The sequence below is a fragment of the Kitasatospora sp. UYEF31 genome (genome assembly GCF_057291755.1).
Window position 1 is genome coordinate 1 of sequence record NZ_JBXAWK010000089.1, and the last position, 17,976, is coordinate 17,976.

At 67.6% G+C, this 17,976-nt stretch carries 7 protein-coding genes and 1 pseudogene; 1 reads left to right on the plus strand and 7 read right to left on the minus strand.

Annotation, left to right across the window (positions count from 1 at the left end; translation table 11 throughout):
* Positions 1-166 precede the first annotated feature (166 nt).
* From AC0Z36_RS27715 to AC0Z36_RS27730, 4 genes and pseudogenes are all read right to left on the minus strand, one after another.
* Positions 167-529: pseudogene (locus AC0Z36_RS27715) on the minus strand (IS5 family transposase); the annotation flags it as partial.
* 29 nt (positions 530-558) lie between these two features.
* A complete protein-coding gene (locus AC0Z36_RS27720; RefSeq protein WP_485465812.1) occupies positions 559-1,644 on the minus strand; it encodes an integrase core domain-containing protein in 1,086 nt (361 codons plus the stop codon).
* Between the two features lie 992 nt (positions 1,645-2,636).
* The gene (locus tag AC0Z36_RS27725; RefSeq protein WP_485465813.1) at positions 2,637-3,290 is read right to left on the minus strand and encodes a hypothetical protein; all 654 of its coding nucleotides are present in this window, start codon (positions 3,288-3,290) and stop codon (positions 2,637-2,639) included.
* 562 nt (positions 3,291-3,852) lie between these two features.
* Positions 3,853-10,602, minus strand: coding sequence for an RHS repeat domain-containing protein (locus AC0Z36_RS27730; RefSeq protein WP_485465814.1), 6,750 nt, complete (start codon positions 10,600-10,602; stop codon positions 3,853-3,855).
* A gap of 355 nt (positions 10,603-10,957) precedes the next feature.
* On the opposite strand from AC0Z36_RS27730, the gene AC0Z36_RS27735 reads away from it, so the two are divergent.
* The gene (locus tag AC0Z36_RS27735; RefSeq protein ID WP_485465815.1) at positions 10,958-15,283 is read left to right on the plus strand and encodes a ricin-type beta-trefoil lectin domain protein; all 4,326 of its coding nucleotides are present in this window, start codon (positions 10,958-10,960) and stop codon (positions 15,281-15,283) included.
* Between the two features lie 135 nt (positions 15,284-15,418).
* Here AC0Z36_RS27735 and AC0Z36_RS27740 read toward each other — a convergent pair whose 3' ends face one another.
* From AC0Z36_RS27740 to AC0Z36_RS27750, 3 genes are all read right to left on the minus strand, one after another.
* Complete coding sequence (locus AC0Z36_RS27740; RefSeq protein WP_485465816.1) at positions 15,419-16,549, minus strand: DnaB-like helicase N-terminal domain-containing protein; 1,131 nt, start codon at positions 16,547-16,549, stop codon at positions 15,419-15,421.
* Between the two features lie 39 nt (positions 16,550-16,588).
* Positions 16,589-17,758 (minus strand): DNA cytosine methyltransferase, encoded by a 1,170-nt coding sequence (locus tag AC0Z36_RS27745; RefSeq protein WP_485465817.1) that lies wholly within the window; start codon positions 17,756-17,758, stop codon positions 16,589-16,591.
* Positions 17,755-17,976 (minus strand): hypothetical protein (locus AC0Z36_RS27750; RefSeq protein ID WP_485465818.1); only part of this gene is annotated, 222 nt, incomplete at its 5' end. The genes AC0Z36_RS27745 and AC0Z36_RS27750, both read right to left, overlap by 4 nt.

Genomic DNA, 17,976 nt, shown 5'->3' on the forward strand with positions numbered 1-17,976 from the left:
CGGGCCCAGTTGATCGTCACACATCACAAGCTCGCGCGGCTCTTGTCGTTGGCGCAGGAAAACGCCTCAACCGTTATTCAGACCCAGGTCGTAAGCAACCTCCCATCGAAAACGCGGCGGGCAACTTCGCTTCTGGCAAGACAAACCAGCACCCTCAGTGGATGTTTCATCCCGCCGGTTCTGGTTGGTTAGTAATGGTGGGGTTTCGCCAGATTTGGGTGGTTTCGTGGGTGAGGCGGCGGGTCATGTTGTCGATCATCGCGATGTAGATCATGGCTTCGGAGTGTTGCGGGAGCGCCTCATAGTCACGAGCGAGACGGCGGTGCTGCATGAGCCAGCCGAGAGTTCGTTCTACTACCCGGCGTGGGAGCACAGTGAAGCCGTGGGTGGCTGGGTCGCGGTGGACGACTTCGACGTCGATGCCGAGCTGGGCACCGGCTTCGATCACGTCGTTGTGGTAGCCGCCGTCGGCCCAGGTCTTGGTGATCGTGGGGAAGGCCGCGGCCGTGGTGGCCAGCAGTTCTTTGCCTGTGGGGCTCGAAAAGTCATCGCTGCAGGTCATGCGACATAGCTGTACTCGTTGATGACGCCGCCGAAGACGCGGGTGCGCAGGAGTCTGCGGCCGTCGGGGTCGTGGATGGGGGCGGGTAGCTGACCGGCGTCAGGTGGCTGCTGGCGCCTGGCGCGGTGTGGCCGGTGCCCGTTGTAGTGATCCTGGTACTCGGCCAGTATTCGTCGGGCGTGCGCCTCGTTGAGGACCAGGACGTGGTCCAGCACCTCTCGGCGGACGGTACCGATCACCCGCTCGCAGTGCGCGTTCATCCGGGGCGCTCGCGGAGCGCTGAGCAGGATGTCCATCTCCTCGGCCTCGAATACGGCGTCGAAGGGCGCCGTGTACTTCGTGTCGCGATCGCGCAGCACGAAGCGCAGCGACTCCGTCCTCGCCCCCAGGTCGGCGGCAAGGTTGCGGGCCTGCTGGGCCGCCCACTGACCGGTCGGATGCCTGGTGACACCCGTGATGTGCAGCTTCCGGGTGCTGTGCTCGAGGAACGCCATGGCATACAGGCGCGTGCCGAGGGCCGTGTCCACGTGGAAGAAGTCCGCGGCGATGATTCCCTCGGCCTGCGCTGTGAGGAACTGCTTCCAGGTCGGCCCGCTGCGACGGGGGGCCGGATCGATGCCGGCCGCGTGCAGGATCTCCCAGACCGTGGACGACGCGATCGGATGCCCCAGCCAGCTGAGCTCACCTTGGATCCGGCGGTGATCCCACTGCGGATTCTCCCGCGCCAGACGCAGCACCAGCTTCTTCAGCGCGGCAGCGGTGGACGGTCGGCCTGTACGGCGACGGCGGGCGGAGTGGTCCCACTTCTTCGCGATCAACCGGCGGTGCCAGGCCAGCAGCGTCCCCGGCGCAACTGGGAAGACCTGCGCCCAACGGCGACGCGGGATCAACGAGGACAACGCCGACAGCCAGAACCGGTCCACCGGCTCGTACCGCACCGACCCCTTGAACTGACGCCGCAGCACCGCGTTCTCATGCCGCAGCACCAGCAGCTCAGCATCCTTCGCAGTGTCCCGGCGCAGTAGCGCTCCGGGTATCGACAGCAGGGTGCGAGCAGCACGGTACAGCAGCGAAACGATCACTCGAACATCCTGCCATCCACCTCACCAAAGGTCCCATGACCTGCAGCGATGACTTTCCGATCCCCACAGCACCCGAACCCGGGCTCGCATCCCGGCAACCCGCATGCCCGACGTCACCCCAGACGGAGCGCCCCTCGCCCGCCCCGTCGACGGCACCACCACCACGGGATTGCAGGAACCCCACAGACGGCAGGAAGAAGTCCCGAACCCCCGCGTCCTGTACGGAACAACGGCATCAGCGCGCCGTTGCCGCGCACCCCGGCGCGGCGGTTGCGCACCACAACTGTCAACGTGGACACCCCTGGGACACCCAAGCGCCCGAAATGCCTTTTTCGTTCCCGAGTGCAGTTTTCACTAAAAGTAAAGAACACGCAAAAACCCCAGGTCAGCGAGTCGCCAACCTGGGGTTTCGTGGGGCCGCCTTCGGGATTCGAACCCGAGACCTACGCATTACGAGTTCATTAGCGATCATGTTATTGAATGCTGACAGAGGTTGCTCAGTGTCATCTCTGCTGATGGGAGCATGTGCGCGCTGCGCGACGGTGTTGTTCAGTGGCCTCCCGTCCAAAGGCGTCCGCGCTCCCCTTGCGCTCCCCTGACCTGGATCCTCCTGAATTCACCTTTACAGAGGGCCCCTACAAGGGCCCCGCGAATCCAAGCGAAGCCGGCAACTCCTCGCGCATCGCTGACGGACGATCATCCACACCGGAACCCGGCCTCAACCAGTACGATCACACCCGACCACTGCCACATCACCCGCTTGACCTGCAACTTCAGGATGAAAATAGCTCAGTGCGCACTCCCCGGAATTCCGGGTACGCGCGATGCTGACCGACACATCGCCTTCCAGCCATGCGGAAGATTCCGTCACCGCGTGTCTCCGCTCGCCCTGGAGAGCTTTCACGTCCACCTGCCCCACGGCGGGCAGAGCAGAAGAATCTACAGCGCACATGACACCGGGAACTTGTCACGAGACTGTCGTACGGGTGACGCTATGCGGGGTCGGCCGGAACGGTAGTGACGTCGGCGGGGAGACCGCGCTGCGACCAAGCGGCCACGTGCTCGAGAAGTGGCAGGTCCACCCCCTTGATCTGGAACACGGGGCTGCTGGAATCGGCACAGGTAACGCGTACGAAGGTGTCCATCCCGATGGATCTCGCAACGCGAGTGGCCGGGATGTCCTCCTCGTCGAGCCAGTACGGACCGGGAAGCACCTGCGCCTTCATCCCGATCCGCTTGACCCAGGTCAGCAGAGGACGGCCGTCTGCGGTCACTGACATGAGCAGGAATCCGGCCCCCAGGCCCACACGCAGCGTCTGAACGGCCCACTTCCTGCCGCTCTCCAGCACGTTGACAGCCTCTTCGGTCGTCGCACGCTTTAGCAGGCGCAGCCTCCGCGCGGTCGCGTAGGCGCCCCGTTGTGCCGGGGCGCCGGCCATCGGGCCCTTCTTGAACTCCATCGGAAGAAACGCGGCGATCATGACCCCGACCGCCCACATGAAGACGATAAAAGCCGCCAGGAATATCAACCCGCTCAGTGGGGTGAAATCCTCTGAGTCCCCCTGCGTCAGAACTGACAGGACGATCAGTAGCAGAACTGGCACCAACAACAGGAATCCGGACAGGAAAACCTTGAGCCTCTTCACCTACAACTCCTTATCATGATCCACCGTTCACGATCTTGCAACCAGAATGACAATTACAGGACAAATTTTACTGAAGCTTTTCCGATTGCGGACCAATCAGGTAACTCTAGAGCCGCTCCGGCCATAACGAGCGAACCTCTTATTTTAATTAATTCGAGATCAACAAGAAGCCGCCCCTCACAAAACCCCACAGAAACCTCCGTCGCAATATTCCTACGCTACGCAAATTCAGCCATTATCGACCCACCTATTCATATAATCAGCCGCCCCTCTGAGTGAATTCTCTAGATCTCGAAGACCGATATTGATTCGCCATTCGCGATCACGACTCTTGCACATATCCCAAATCAAACAACACTCCTCCTCCATGTCGACCACCCTCTCCATAAATTCCAAATCCTCAAGGAAATTTGCAGAATTCCTTTTTCGCAAAATGATTGAACTATTCATACGCTCTCCGGCGATCAAAAGCTCACCTACTCGCCGCAGGTGAATCCCCCCGACGAGATTACTCGAAATGACCTCCGAAAGCATCATTTTATACCTCTCCCCGGACATATCCTCACTCCTTATTCAATTGGCGCCTCAGCGCCACCATGCCACGGAAACCGTCTGGTATTTCATGACCGCCAGCACGTAGAATTCCAACGCAATAGGTTACGCAACTATTATGGAGACCATTATACGGCCCCAGGTCGGCTCCAATGGTGGCCTTCTGCGCCGCCATCGCCGCATCTGCATTAGGAATGCTAAACGTAAGCTCCTTCGTCTGCGGACCGAGCTTGTCGGCTACCTGTCCAGTTGTAGGCGCTCCCTCGTAGCTTCCAGCCTCATTCGGATGACCCGTTATCGCCTGCTCGGTTTCGAGCGATTTACCGCTTGCCGTGTCAACTCGAACAGTTGCATGACCAATTTCCTCGTCCCATCGAACGGTCGCTGTTCCACTACTATCTGAGGTCCTAGACGTGACACCGGATTCCTTGCCCGACCCCTCAGCCGCGGCCTTCGCCGCAGCACCGCCGCCGATCGCGGCCAGGGCTACAATTCCCGCACCTTCTACTCCCGCTCCGACCGCGGCTCCGATAACCGCGCTCGTCAGGCCGAACTCTGCGCCAGCCGTGAACCCTTCGGCGGCCGCCACTAGAATCGCTGAGCAGCCACCCGCCGTCGCGATGATGCAGCCGACTGCGGCAGCGGCCACAGCGACGACGATGATCGCCGTGATGATCGGGTGCTCGGCGACGAAACGTTTAGCATCTGCGATCTTCGCCTTCACATGGCAGGACAAGCTCCAGCCACAGCCCTTGGACTTGGGCTTGGGACTGGGTTTGGCGTTGTTGCTGTGCCCGCCCTTGGCCGAGCCGACCCAGGTGTTGCCGTTGTTCTGCCCCCAGGTGTGCGCCTGTCCCTGCGCATCCTCTTCGTCGATCAGCTGCTGGGAGTCAGCCGCACCCTGTTCGAGCGTCTCGCCACGGAGCATCGCGACCGTGGCCGGGTTGTACGGGTTGCACATACTGCTCGGGCAGTAGTCCAGGCCGCTGGGATCACTCGCGTCGATCGGGTTGTTGCCCGAATACGCGTAGCCGTTCCACTGCTGCGGATTGGCTTCGTTCAGCAGCGGGTCCGGGTTCAGGAAGCGTCCGTGGACCGGGTCGTACTCCCGCGCCCCCAGGTTCGTCAGGCCCGTGGACGGATCCAGCGTTCCGCCGACGAAGCCCTTGTCGCCGGCCCAGGTCGCCAGGTCGACAGGGGCGCCGCGGTTGTTGCCGAACGGGTCGGTCGGGCGTCGGGTCACAGCCTGGGAGGCGACGTCGATCTGCACGCCGTTGGTGCCGTGCGGGTCGCTGCCCTGGTAGACGAGTTTCCCCGCGGTGCTGGCCGGGCTGATCACCCGGGTGACCGTCAGGCCGCCCGCCGCCGGGTAGGAACGGTTGTCCGACAGTGCCTTACCCGCGGTGTCCAGGACCAGTTCGTCCGGGCCCAGGTTGAGGGTGGTCTTGCCGGGGTCGCGGCGGATGAGCTGGTTGCCGTCCGCGTCGTACAGGTAGCTGGTGCCCTCGCCCGCGCCGGACTTGGTGACCGACGCGAGTTTGTCCTCGCCGTTCCAGGTGAGCGTGGCCGTCCCGGTCGTGTCGGTGACGCTGGTGGTGTTGCCGGTCCGGTCGTACTGGTAGGCCGAGGCCTTCGTGCCCTGCGGCGTCGTCGTGGAGGTGGACGTCAGCGCGTGCGGGCCGCCCGTGCCGCCGCCGGTGTTCGGCGCACCGGTCGCCGTGTTGACGGTGCCGGCGGCCGGGAAGGCCTGACTTGTCGTCACGTCCTTGGCCGCCTGGCCGGACGGGTCGTGCTGGACCAGCTTCGTGCGGTTACCGGTCGCGTCGTACTCGTACGACTGCCAGTACGGTGCCGGGCCGCCGACGGTGGATCCGCCGGGCGTCCCCGGGGTGACCGGCTTCGCCGCGTTGTTGCAGCCGCCGATCCCGGGGACGGACGGAAGCGCCTGCGTCGTGGTGCCGCCGGTGTCCGTCCACGCCTGGCTGAGCCGCCCCAGGTAGTCGTAGGTGAAGCACTGGGTTTCCGTCCCGGCCCCGGCGGCCCCGCCCTGGACGTCGGTCACCGATGTGGTGTGCCCGGACGGGTCAAAGGTGTACGAGGTCCGACTGAGGTGCGGGGACGCGGCGCTCTGCTGATCGAGGGTGGAGGAGACGACCCGGCCGGTCGCCTTGTCGTACTCCTGGCTGGAGACGGCCTGGGTGCCCCAGGCGCCGACCGTCGTACGGACCGGACGGCCGAGCTGGTCGTACTGCATGTCGGTGACCAGGGTGTTGTTGCCCGCCGAGTCACTCAGCAGCCCCGTCGTGCTGTATTCGAAGCCCACGGTCTCCGACGGCATCCCGGCCACCGCCGGCAGGTCGGTGTACTCCAGCAGCCCCAGCACCGGGGTGTAGGAGTTCTTCGTCGTATAGGAACCCGCCAGTGCCCCCTCGGTCTGGGGGATCGTCACCTTGGTGCTCAGCGGGCGGTAGTTCGTGTCGTAGCCGGTGATCTCGCTGGTGTAGGCAGCACCAAAAGCGCCGCCTACATACCGGGTGGAGGACGTGGGTTTGCCGACCGCCAGGGTGTCGTAGGTCCAGCCGGCGAGCTGGTTCGCCGGGGCGACCGCCCCGGTGTACATCCCGGTCTTGCGGCCGAACAGGTCGTAGCTGTAGGCGAGCGACTGGCCGCGCGCGTCCGTGGTCGAGGCGACACGGGACTGGGTGTCGTACCTCGTCGTCGTAGTACCCGAATCCGGGTCGGCGGCCGAAATCTGACGGCCCCGCAGGTCGTAGGTGTACGACCAGGTGTTCCCCGCCGCGTCCTTGCGCGTCGCGGGCTGCCCGGCCGGCGTGTAGGCGTAGACGGTCACGTCCGCGTCGGCGCTGTGCCCCGTCGCGGTCGGTGTCCTGTACTGCCACAGCTGGACGGCCTTACCGCGGGAGTCCGTGATCCGGCTGGACGCGGCTCCGCCCCGCGGCGAGGTCATGTCCACTTCGTCCGCGCCCGGGTAGGCGGTGGCCGAGGACCACTGCGGCTGGCCGAAGGAGACGAAGGTGCTCTTGGTCGGGCGTCCGAGGCCGTCGTAGGTGTTCCACGTCTGTGCGGCGACCGCGCTGTCCAACGTGGACAGGACGGTGGAGTTCGGGAACGACTGGTCGTTGTAGTACGGGCTCGAAGCCTTGGTCGTCCAGCCGTGACTGTCGTAGAAGGTGTCGGTGACGATCCGGCCACCCACCGTCGGGCTGGTGGCCTGGGTCTGCCGCACCCGGCCAAGGCCGTCGTACAGCGTCGTCTGGTAGGAGTGGCTGCCGTCCTCACGCAGGCTCTGCGCGGTGACCGCCGACGGGCCGTGTGTCCCGTTGGCCGCGTACGAGAACGTCTGACTGGCGCTCTTGCTCGTCGGACGGTCCGGCGCCCACACCGCCGTGGTCCGGCCCAAGCCGTCGTAGGTCTGGGTGGTCGTACGGCCGCCGACGTCGGTCGCGGTGAGAGGCGCCGAACGACCCGGGTCCATCGTGGTGCTGGTGGTCCAGTTGGTGCCCGGGGCGCCCGCCAGCGCCGCCGTGGTCGTCATCGACACCTTGACCGGGGACTCCCCCGTCGCCGGTGTGTAGCCGGTGGACGCGACCGCACCCGCCTGACCGTCGGGTCCGGCGGCCGTCTTGACCCGCCCATAGACGTCGAAGGTGCTGCTGGTCAGCGTGGCATAGACCGGATTGCCCGCGGTGTCGTAGTGGTCCAGCGCTTCGCTGCCGGTCGGATCGCCGATGGCGCCGATCTGGCCGAACGGCAGTCCGTCGTACAGCGTCCGCAGATCCGACAACGTGTTGGTGACGTTCAGCACCGTCCCGCAACCGCCCGCGACCGTACGCGTCTCGACCGGGAAGCTCATCATCTGGGCGTTGCCGCCGACGGCGTACGTGGTCAGCGTGCAGACCTCAGGCGCCGCCGCGGTGCCGTCGCCCTTGTCGTTCATCCGCAGCTGCCGGTTGGCGTGGGCCGGATCGCTGACCGCGTCCTTCTCGGTCGTACGCCAGGTACCGTCGGCGAGCAGCGCCCGGGACAGTGCCCTGCTCGACGTCCCCGCATAGCGGGCGACCAGATCAGGGAGCTTCCCGCCGAGTTTGTGCGTCGCGGTGGTGACCGGATCACTGTCCAGGGTGGTGACGGTGGTGACCACCTTGCCGCCGGCCTGGTCGAAGGTCTGCATCTCCAGGACCGAACCCGCGAGCCAGCCCACGTCAGTGACGGTGTTCCCGACGGAGTCGGTCAGCTGGACGCTTCGGGTTCCCCCGGCCGCGGTGGCGTCCCCGTCCATCCCGCGCCGGAAGGTGGCGGTCTTCTGGGTCTTGGGCCCGTCGGTCCCGGCGCCGGTCGTCGTGGTCACCTTGGCGTAGCCGCGGAACTGGTCCCACGTGCGGGTCTTGGTGTCGGTCAGTTCGTTGTCGTCGCGGTGCCAGGCGGCGTCGCCGCCGTAGAGGTAGTCGGTGACCTTCAGCGGGGCGTCGGTGACCGAATCCTGCTCGGTCACCTCCTGCACCAGGATCTTGTTGAACCAGTCCAGGACCGGGTTGTCGGCCTGCGGCGGGATCCAGTTCACCGGCATGCACGGCATCGTGTTGGTGTCCGGCGCCGTCGGCATCCTGTTGTTGACGCGCGAGCAGCCGGCCGGGCTGTAGACGACGTTGATCTGGCCGCCGGTCTCGGTGGTGATCTGCTGGATGCGCGGCCGGTTGAACGCCGAGCGGGCCGGGACCAGCCCGTCCACCCGGTTGGCGATCTCGAGCGGAGTGAACAGTACGGGCGGCATCGTCGCCGCCGCCTGGCCGTTGGTGCCGGTGTGCTGGATCTGCGCGAGCCACAGGGGCGGTTTGGTGCCGTCCCCCGGGTCGGGGAAGGAGTGGGTCAGTGCCCAGGTGTCGACCGTACGGAAGGTTCCGGAGACCAGGACCCGCGAGTCGATCTGGGTCAGGCGCTTGGTGGACCAGAACGTCGGTGAGTAGGTGGAACAGGCTCCGGTCGCGGCGCAGTTCTGGTCCTGCGGGACGTCCGGCCAGTACTTCGCGTTCGCGGTGGTGCGCTGGGCCGGGTCACAGGTGATCCCGGACGCCGGGAGGCAGCGTTCGGCCACCGTGAAGTTGATCTTCGCTGCCGGGTTGAGTGTGCCCTTGGCCGCGATCTGCTCCGGGAGGCGCTGTCCGTAGGCGATCTGCGTCGGGTAGCCGCTGCGGACGTACGGCGTCTGGACGCCTATGCCCTGGTTCTGGGCGCCGCCGCGGGCGTAGTAGTTGGTCTCCGTGGCGTAGTTGACGGTGGTGAGGTTCTGGTGCGGGTCGACGATGTAGTCGAGGTTCCAGCGCCACGCCATCTGGCACCACGAGGCGGCACCGGTCGTGCTGCTGTTGCACGGGTCGCCGGCCTTGGGCGCGTACACCGGCTCGGTGAAGGCCGAGTTCGTCGCCGGGTCGCTGCCGTCGCCGCCGGGGAGGTGGTTTTGGCCGAAGTAGTACTGGATGCCGTCGCTGGTGGTGATCTTCCAGTACTCGCCGCCGTTGGCGCCGTTGCTGGCCCCGGTCAGCTGTTCGATCTTGGAGCCGTCTTCACCCTTGAGGTGCCATGTTCCTGACGTATCGTCACGGACTAGGGTTCCGGAGTGCCCGCTGAGGTTGAGGGAGATGGCGTTCCCGCCCCAGCACATGTCGCCGGAGTTCTTGATCCCCGCGTCGTCGCAGGCCTTGTAGGAGCGTTCGACGAATCCGGTCTGGTAGTCCCACCCTTCGCCGATCCAGGAGGGCTGGGAGTTGGTCGCGGCCGTCTTGCCGTCCACTGCCGAGGAGTCGTAGGAGAGCGCGATCTGCGGGGCTTGTCCGCCCAGGGCCGCGGGCGACTGGAGCGGGTAGGAGTAGGTGAAGTTCCCGATGTTGGTCCCGGCGGACCACGCCATGGACGGGGACATCGACGAGGCCGCGTACGAGCCGGATCCGCCGGACGGGCCGGCGTCCATCGCCAGCACCATCGACCGCGGCGCCGCCTGCTGCGTCCGCGGGGCACCGACGGTCTGGGCGGCGGCCGTCGGGGTGACCTGGACCAGCAGCCGTCCGTGGGTGTCCCGGGTGGAGGGCACCGGGGTCCGCTGGGTGCAGCCGGGCGCGTCCGGGGTGGTGAGCGCACAGGCCGGGAGTTGGACGACCCGGGCGCGCTGTGACCAGTCGGCGCCGAACGCCTGCTCCCACGGGGCCGGGTCCAACGCCACGTCGATCGGCGCGGTTCCCGCGGTGTCACCGCGGGTGAGCCCGACCAGCAGGCCGTTCACGCCGGCGGCCTGGGCGGCATCCGCCCCGGGGACGGTGACCTGGACCTGGATTCCCTGGCCGTTCGGTGCCGGGGTCGCGGCACCGGATGCGGTGAGCTGGAGGCTGTCCGCCGACGCGATCCCTCCGGCGGGCCGTGCTGCGAGGGAGACCGGAAGGTCCCCCGCCTGTGCGGCGGCTCCGGGGACCGGCGCTCCCGGGGTGACGGAACGCGGCGCCGCCAGGGCGCCGCCGACCGTCAGGGGAACCGTCACAGTCCGGGTGTTCTTCGCCAGTGCGGGGACGTTGGGCGGTGTCCAGGCTTTGGGTACCGGACCGTACGGCGCCTTGGTCCCGGGGGCCTTCTGGTTCTTGCCGTTCACCGGGTGGACGGTGTCCAGGGCCGTGTTCGGCGGGGTCCAGACCTTGCCGTGCGGCTTGCCGGCCGCCATGGCCTCAGCCGACAGCGGGGTCAGTACCGCCGCCATGGCCGCCAGCGCGGTGACACTGCCGAGCAGAACGTGTCTGCCTCGAAGCCAGTGCCCTACCGGCGTGCTTGAACGCCAAGCCCCCACGGCCAACCCCCCACAACCCCACGGATACCCACGTCCAAACGGTGTGGCGGATCATTAAGAGGTTCTAAACCCATCCTTGATCAAGAGTGTTGAGAATTTCTTGACCTTTCCGACCCATTCTCTTTCCGTTAACGCCTGCTTCATGTCCGGACATGAACGCATCTGCTCTTAGGGCAGCTTGACGGGCTGTTAGTTCCTCCCGCATCGTTCCGACCTGCCGCGTGTCCGTGAAAGGACACCGTTTCACCAAGGGGGACGATCCACCAAAATGTCGGACACTTCATCACCGCGCCGAAAGGTGCCGCGCAGACCTGCGCGTTCACGACGCGTACAACGCGGACTGACCGTCATCCTCGCCGCCGCGCTGGCTTCCGCGCTACTGGGCGCACCCGCCCCCGCGTCCCCCGCCCCGCCGCACCCGCTGGTGCCGACGACTCCGCTTTCGCCCGAGCAGACCGCACGCCACGCGGCCTCGGCCCAGGCGAAGACAACCGGAAAACCGGTCCCGGTGGACCTGCTCACCTCGGAATCCACGGACACCGTCGCCAATCCCGACGGCACCTTCACCGAGAACCAGTACGTCCTGCCGGTACGGACGAAAAAAGGCCCCTCCTGGGCGCCGCTGGACGCCACCCTCACCAAAGCCGCCAACGGAACCGTAAGCCCATCGGCGACCACCTCCCGCCTCGCCCTGTCCGGCGGCGGGACCGGCCCGCTGGCCGTGCTGACGGACCCACAGGGGCGGATGCTGAGCATCGGCTTCCCCCTCGCACTCCCCGCTCCCACGCTGTCCGGCGACACGGCCGTCTACCCCGAAGTGCTCCCCGGTGTCGACCTGAAAGTCGCCGCCACCGCGCTTGGCGGATTCACCGAAGTCCTGGTCGTGAAGAACGCCCAGGCAGCGGCCGATCCGGCCCTGACAAGCCTGCAACTGGCCACCTCTACCCAGGGGTTGACCGTGGCCGCCGACGCGGCCGGAAACCTCAGCGCCAACGACACGTCCGGAAAGCCGGTCTTCACCGCGCCCGTTCCGCAGATGTGGGACTCCAGCGCCGCCGCCAATACCGCAAAACCCTTCGCCCCGCAGGGACTTCGCGCCACAGGAGCCGACACGCCCACATCGCCGGGCCCGTCCACCAGCAACGGCCCGGGGCAGGGCGCGAAGGTCTCACCGATCAAGGTCTCCACCACGCAGGGCAGCATCCGGCTCACCCCGGACGCCGCACTCCTCAAGGCCGCGGACACCCGCTTCCCGGTGTTCATCGACCCTGGCTGGAACCCGTCGGTCAACGGCGGCCAGCTGGCCTTCGACGAGGTCCAGGAGGCCTACCCCAGCACCCCCCAGTACAACACCACCAGCCGCAGCGGCGAACCGGCCGTGGGCTACTGCGACTACCCGACCTGCGCCCAGAAGGGACGCGAACGCGTCTACTACCAGGTCGCGGTCGACTCGAGGATCTACGGCAGCACAGTTCTGGGCGCAACGCTGTACGCGACCGCGACCTACGCGTCGAACCCGTCGAACAGCGCGAACATCGACGTGTACGACACGAATTCGTTCTACGCCAGCACGAACTGGAACAACCAGCCCTGCCCGACGGACACCCGGGACAACGTGCCCGGTTGCAGCTACGTCACGCAGGCCATGGTCGGCCCCAACAGCATCGGGGTGACCGACGGTGTCGCCTGGGACGTGAAGAACACAATGAGTGCCGCCGCCGGCAACCACTGGGGGACCTGGTCCTTCGCGCTCTTCGCCGACCACGAGTACGACTCGGCCAACCGCAAGCGGTTCTCCGCCACCGCGCACCCGCCGCACGTGTCCGTCACCTACGACTTCCCGCCCAGTGTGGACACGCCCCAGGCGCAGCCGACACCACGCCGGACATCGGGCAACGTCCTCACCGATGCGTGCGACCCGAACACGACACCGGGCTGGATCGGGGCGACCGGCGGCATCAACCTCACCGCTCGGTCGGTCAGCCCCACCGGGGAGCAGGTCGCGACCTGGTTCGCGCTGTGGGACAACTCGCTGCCCGGCGGACCGGTCGTCTCCAACGGGCCGACCGGCTGGCAGGGCAACGGAACGGCCTGGTACTGGGTGGGGCCGTTGACCGACGGTCACCGGTACACCTGGAGGGCCCAGGCCACCGACGGAACGCTCTCTTCGAACAACACGGCGGACTGCCACTTCAGCGTGGACCGGACCGCACCGACCGTCGCGATCTCCTCCACCGACTTCCCGGCGTCGGGAACTCCCAATGCCACGCCGACCAAGTTCGCCGGCGACTCCGGCACCTTCACCCTCACCGGAGCCGACCCCGTACCGTCCGGTGGCGACGCCTCCGGGCTCGGGTGCCTGCGGTTCTCCACCGACCCCGTTCAGGCGTCGGTCACCGGCTGGCGCTGCGGGGACGCGAACACCGTGCTGCCGGACGGCAACGGCAAGGCGAACTTCCCGCTGTCGACGTCGATCGCCCGCTGGGGCACGAACATCGTCTACGCGCAGTCCCAGGACAACGCGGGGAACTTCTCCCAGCCCGTCTCGTACACCTTCTACGTCCCGTGGAACCCGAACGGCCCGGCCCCGGTCTTCGGCGACGTCACCGGCGACGCCCGGCCCGACGTCCTGCTCACCGACCCGAGCGGCAACCTCCGCCTGTACGGCGGCAATGTCGACCCGGCCACGGCGAAGTCCTCTCCGGCGAGCCAGGCCCCGTACGCCCAGGACCCGGCTCACCCGGGACTCACCTGGGCCAACTACCAGGTCACCCACCGCGGCACGCTGCGGGCCGGCCGGCCGGTGGACGATCTGCTCGCGCACAACACGAGCGATCCCGAATTGAAGAAACTGCTGTACCAGGTGAACAACGACGGCTTCGGGAACTTCGCCGCCGCACAGCCCGTCAGCCTTAACCGTCCGGTCGTCTGTCAGGACGCCGCCGGTGCCGCGATCACCTGCCCCGGTACGTACGGCGCGGACTGGTCGGGCGTCAGCCAGCTTCTCGCGCTCGGCACCCCGAACGGGGAGAACACCGGCACGACGGGCGGCAGCACCGCCATGACGACGAAGACGTCGTTCCTGACCGTCGAGGGCGGAAACCTGTGGCTCTTCAGCCCCGGAGTACTGCCCAACCGGTTCACTGCCCGCCTGGTGTCGAACACCGGCACGTGGGACGCGTACGACCTGATCGCCCCCGGTGACACGAAGGGGGACGGCAAGCACATCCCCGACCTGTGGGCCCGTGACCGCGACCAGGGAACCATCCACCGCTATCCGATCACCGTGAACGCCGACGGGACGGTGAACTTCGGCGCCCTGGCGGACCCGGCTTCGAACGCGATGCCGACGACCGGCGGAGTCACCCCGGCGGCCTTCCCGCAGGTCGGCTCCTCCGGCGACCTCGACGGCGACGGCGTCCCCGACCTGTGGGCCGTCACCGCGGACCAGCACCTGGTCGCCTGGCCCGGCCGCACCGCCGACAGCACGCCGAACAGCGCCGTCAACGACTTCAAGGCACCTTCGGTTCTTGGTGACATGCGGCCGTCCACCGGTCAGTGGAAACTGAACGAGGGCGCAGGCACCACCGCTGCGGACAGCCAGGGGCAGCACCCCGTCACGCTGACGGGCGGAGCGGGCTGGGCTGCCGACAACATCGTGGGCAGGCCGTCGACGGTTGCCGCACTGGACGGCTCCAGCGGCGTCATCTCAGCATCCGGCCCCGTCGTCGACACCACCAAGAGCTTCACCGTCTCGGTGTGGGCCAAGTCGAACAAGCCCGGCGAGGTCGTCGCCAGCCAGGACGGCAACCGTGCCAGCGGCTTCATCCTGTGGCACGAAGCGGGCGACAACACCTGGCGGTTCGGCATGTCCACCGCCGACGACGACACCTGGTCCTACGACCAGACGGCCGCCGTCAGCAACGGAAGCCATGTCCAGCCTGGCGTCTGGGCGCACCTGACCGGCGTCTACAACGCCGAGACCAAACAGATCAGCCTGTACGTCGACGGCACCCTGACGGGAACCGGGACGCACACGCAGTCCTGGAACGCCACCGGCCCCTTCGCCCTGGGCCGCTACCGCTACCAGGGTGCTCCGTCCGGTCACTTCAACGGAGGCATCAGCAACGCACAGGTCTACCCGTACGCCTTCACCGCTCCCGGTGCCACGCCGATCACCTTCGGCGGCGCCCCGAACAAGTGCGTCGACGTCAACAATGGAAATACTGCCGACGGCACGAGAATCCAGCTCTACGACTGCAACGGCGGCAATCCCCAGCGGTGGAGCTTCCAGACCAACGGCCTCCTGACCGCCTACGACAGTTGCCTGGACGTCATCAACGGCGGGACCACCAACGGAACGAAGGTCCAGCTGCACGGCTGCTGGGGCGGCATCCCCAACGGTGCGCAGGTGTGGCTGCCCCGCGCCGACGGTTCGATACTCAACCCGCAGTCCGGGCTCTGCCTGGACGACCCGAACGGATCGGCGGACAACGGATCGCAACTCCAGCTCTACGCGTGCAACGGCAGCCCGGCTCAGCGGTGGCTCAGCCCCGCGCTGAGCTCCAGCGCGACGCCTGGCGCGCTCACCTGATCTAAACAGCGGACGAAATCAGCTGGGGCCCGCCGGTTCGGCGGGCCCCAGCTGTCGTACCGGCTACATCGAGTAGCGGCCCCGGAAGTTCACCCCAAAACCTGGAAACATCCGAGTCAAGGAACACCGTTGCCCTCAGCGGCCTCTTTGGGCGGCGGCGGGATACGCCGTGACAGGCCCGGCGCGAGCCGGGGCCGGACGCCCGGCGAGAGAGTGCACCGCCGTACGTGAGCGAGCTGCCGTCGCGGTTGCCGTCTGCGGCACTAAAGCCGGACTCGAGCGGAGGTGCGGGGAGCCAGTAGCCGCATGCCACCGGTCGCAGATTGCAGCCAACGGCTGCAGAACGTCGAGAAGTTGGCCCGCGAGCCGGTCGAACCGCAGCGCCGGATTCTCGGCCCATCTGTGGACGATCACGGCACTGCGGTATGCGGTGCGCACGAGTGCGCTGCGCAGCACGCGGTGGGCGTAGTAGTCGGCGCTTCCCGGCAGGCCCGGTCGGCAGAGGTCGAGGACGTCCTCCGGGTCCAGTCGATGGTCGGTGAGCAGTCCGTGTTGTTCGGCGGCCCACAAGAGGGTGACGGTGTCGATGGGGTCGCCGTCGTTCTGGAGAGTGCGCAGGCAGCGGTACAGCCCGGCGCGGACGGGGTCGGCGAAGTCGTCGGCGCGCAGCCAGTCGATGTCGCGGAGTTGGCCGGGGTTGGCGCTGAGTGCGGCGATCAGGGTGGCCTCGTCGGCGAGGTGCTGATCGCCCGGCGTCGGGTCAGGCACGACAGCCAGTGGTTCCGAGTCATCCGTACCGGTGAAGTCCTGCCCGTGGTCGGCGAGTTCGCTGACCACAGCGAGGAGGTGGTCGTGGTGGCGGAGGGTGGCGCTGATGCCGTCGTGTGCCAGGTCGGCGGCGGCGACCTGGGCGAGGCGCGCGGCGTGTTCGACGACGGTGCGTCGGAGCGCTGCTTCGAGGACGATGCGTGCGTAGACGGCCGCATGGTTGGGATGGGGGCAGGCCCCCATGAGGGTGTGGACGTACAGCGGGGTGAGTCCGGCAGCGGGTTGGCCGGTGGCGTGGACGCGGGCGAGGGTGTGCTCCACCACGGTTTCGGGCGGTGGCGGGGTGGCGGCCTGGTCGAGGATGGCGCGGTAGAGCGCGGCGTGGGCGGGGCGGTACATGTGCTCGGGACGCAGGACATCGCGGACCTGCCCGATGCGGGCAGGATCGAGCAACAGGGCGCCCAGCAGGGCCTGTTCGACGTGGAGGGAGGGTTGCATCGGGGCCGCCTCCAGGAGATCCAGCGGAGTGTGGTCGGGTCAGGCCGCGAGGTCCAGGTCGTCGCGGGTCAGCGGCCGGTGGACGCTCAATAGGTGCCGGGCGAGCAGCGGTGGGACGGCGTTGCCGATCTGGGAGAACTGCTGGCCCTTGTTGCCCTGCCAGGGGTAGTCGGCGAGGAAGGTCTGCAGGGTGCCGGCCTCGGCGGCGGTCAGCCGCAGCGAGGCGCTGCGGGGCGGCTGCCCCTCGGGGTTATCCGGGTCGGTCCCTTCGGAACCGGCTTCAGTTGCCCGGGTGTTGATCCAGCGGGCTTCGTTGGCGCGGTTGCCGAACATGAGGGTGGCTGCGGGCTGGTCGAGGCGGCGGACGGCGGCGTGGGCCTGATTGTTGTGGCGCAGGACCCATGCGCCGGTGTCCTGGGACCGCATCAGCGCTCGGCGGGAGCCGGAGGGGAACGGTTCGGGTCCGCCGCCGGGTCCGCCGCCCGCGCAGACGGTCGGCACGGGGCGGTCGGTCGCGCCCCAGCCCAGGGCGTCGGCCATGGACACCCATTTCAGGCGTCCGGCGCCGAACAGGCTGGCGGGTTGGGCGTGTTGGGCGTGGGTGGGTTCGGGTGGGTGGACGGTGCGGGTGCGCGACGCGAGGAGGATGGCGCGGCGGCGGGTCTGGGGGACGCCGTAGTCTGCGGCGTTGAGCAGGCCGCACCAGACGGAGAAGCCCCAGCCGCGCAGGATTTCGGCGTACTGCTTCCACAGCGGCAGGACGTCGGGGACCTCCTCTATGGCGATCCATTGGGGTTGTCCGCCGTGGGTGTGCAGGGCGTGGAGGTAGCGCATGGGTTCGGCCGCCAGCAGGCTGCGCGGGTCGAGGCAGGCTGCCAGCAGTCGAGCGCGGGTGTCGTGGCCGCGGGCGAGGTCGGCGACGGCTTGGTGGACGAGTGGCTGGTCGGTGATTCCGAGGCGTTTGCCGGCCCGGGACCAGGCCTGGCAGGGCGGGGAGGCGATCAGGCCGCGGGTGCGGCCGAGGAAGGCGTCGGGCGGGTGGGCGGCGACGTCGGTCTGTACGGAGCGGTGCCCGGCGGCGGTGCGGGTGGCGCACGCCCACGGGTCATGTTCGAGGCCGATGGTGCGGGTACCCAGGGCGCGCAGCCCTTCGGACCAGCCGCCCGGTCCGGCGAACAGGTCAACGATCACCCCGTCGGCGGGGTTCATCCGGCAGGCCGGGCGTCGTCGCGGGCGGCGTGCTTGGCCTGGGCGCGTTCGGTGATCTGGGCGGTGGCGCGGGCGGACTGGGCGCCGATGGCCTTGGCGGAGCGTTCCTGGTACCAGGGTTTGAGAGTGCGGTTCGCACCGTAATGCCCGGGTTTGGTGTCGCTCGATGGGGTGACGTTGGGGCATCTCTGCCGGTCGGGCGTTCGAGGTTCGCTTGG

Excerpts from the sequence above, each read along its gene's own strand:
- AC0Z36_RS27745 (WP_485465817.1), bottom strand. The coding sequence starts at position 17,758 with ATGAACCCCGCCGACGGGGTGATCGTTGACCTGTTCGCCGGACCGGGC.
- AC0Z36_RS27730 (WP_485465814.1), bottom strand. The coding sequence starts at position 10,602 with ATGGCGGCGGTACTGACCCCGCTGTCGGCTGAGGCCATGGCGGCCGGC.
- AC0Z36_RS27740 (WP_485465816.1), bottom strand. The coding sequence starts at position 16,549 with ATGCAACCCTCCCTCCACGTCGAACAGGCCCTGCTGGGCGCCCTGTTG.
- AC0Z36_RS27735 (WP_485465815.1), top strand. The coding sequence starts at position 10,958 with ATGTCGGACACTTCATCACCGCGCCGAAAGGTGCCGCGCAGACCTGCG.